General features: G+C 58.7%; 1 protein-coding gene. It reads left to right on the top strand.

The features are described 5' to 3' along the window. Positions 1-895 (top strand): PDZ domain-containing protein (locus ABL922_RS14935; RefSeq protein ID WP_349024997.1); only part of this gene is annotated, 895 nt, incomplete at its 5' end. Between the last annotated feature and the right edge of the window lie 683 nt (positions 896-1,578).

The raw sequence follows: 1,578 nt of genomic DNA, 5'->3' as shown, positions 1-1,578 counted from the left end.
CTATGACCGCTACATCCAGACCGACGCCTCGATCAATCGTGGCAATTCCGGTGGCCCGATGTTCGACATGAAGGGCCAGGTGATCGGGATCAACAACGCGATCATCTCACCCACCGGCGGCTCGGTCGGGATCGGCTTTGCGATCCCGGCGGAAACCGCCTCTCCGATCGTCGAAAAGCTGATCAAGGGCGTGGCGATTGATCGGGGTTATCTGGGGGTCGACCGTGTGCCGGTGAGCGAAGATCTCGCCGACGCCCTTGGCATCCCGCACAACCAGGGCGAATTCATCCGTTCGGTGGTGCCGGGCGGAGCCGCCGCGGCCGCCGACATGCGCGAAGGTGACGTCGTCCTTCGCATCGACGGGCAGAAGGTCACACCCGACAATTCGCTCTCGACGATCATCGCCAACACCCAACCCGGCACCAAAGTCGCGATCGACATTTTGCGCAACGGCAAGGCCAGGACCGTATACCCGGTTGTCGCCAAGCGCCCCTCGGACGAGCAGATCCTGCAACAGAATTTCGATCCGCGTCAAAGCCAGGGTGGCGCCCAGGACGACCAGAACCAGCCCGCGATCGCCACCCAGGGCCTCGCTGCAAAGGCGCTGGGACTGGCGGTCACTCCGCTGACACCGCAGCTTGCCGTGCGCCTTGGCGTGCGTGAGGACACAAGGGGACTGGTGATCACCGGTGTTGATTCATCGTCCGACGCCGCAACGAAGCAAATCCAGCCGGGTATGATCATCCTCGGAGCCAACAATGTTGGTGTCGCCAGCGCGGCTGATCTTGATGCTCAGATAACGGCGGTACGAGTTGCGAGCCGTTCAGCCATACTGTTGCGTCTCCAACCTCCTGGTCAGGCCCCTGTCCATGTTCCCGTCCGGCTGAGGCAATAGATGTGGCACGCTGACGAATCGGCTCGCGCGCCTTTGGTCGCAGGCGTCGTAGGTTTCGACATTTGCCTCCACTCCGAATCTGAAACCGTTACTTGCATAGTTGGCGACCCTTCATCGACGCGGAGAGCGCAAAGTTGCATCTAAGTCTTTGATCTGAAAATTGGCACAGCTCATCATCGCTTCATAAGATTTTACTTTCAATATCATAGTTCGCTTTTCATCGTTTCCTTCTCGCAACATCCAAGAAGAAAACGATGAAAACCGGATTTCTTTTAGCCGTATCCGTCGCGCTTAGCGCACCGCTCGCGGCAAGTTCGAATTTCGTTGGCACAATGTCTATTCAAACTGTTGCTCAGACACCTAAGAGCGGGACGAATGGCCCCACAAAGGGCCCCAATGATCCAGGCAATGATCGTTGCGCGATTGGCTGTGGCAGACTTTATCCCAATGGCCCTTGCATCTGCTGGACGTGATTCAGCTTCGATCAAGCATGTCGTGACTGACACCCTCCTTTGCCGGAGGGTGTCAGTGAATCTATACATCAAAGTGGCGCAGGAAAATTCTGCTACGTCGGCTTGGTCTTTCCCGTCGCCTCGTTGAGGAATTCCTGGTCGGCGGCTGGCGGCGGGCCGACCGGTTCGAGCCCGCCGGGATTCGGTCCGGCATCGGGCGGCGGCGGTTCG

This window comes from Sphingorhabdus sp. (assembly GCF_040079335.1).
Classification (GTDB): domain Bacteria; phylum Pseudomonadota; class Alphaproteobacteria; order Sphingomonadales; family Sphingomonadaceae; genus Sphingorhabdus_B.
This window is presented reverse-complemented; position numbering and strand designations above follow the sequence as displayed.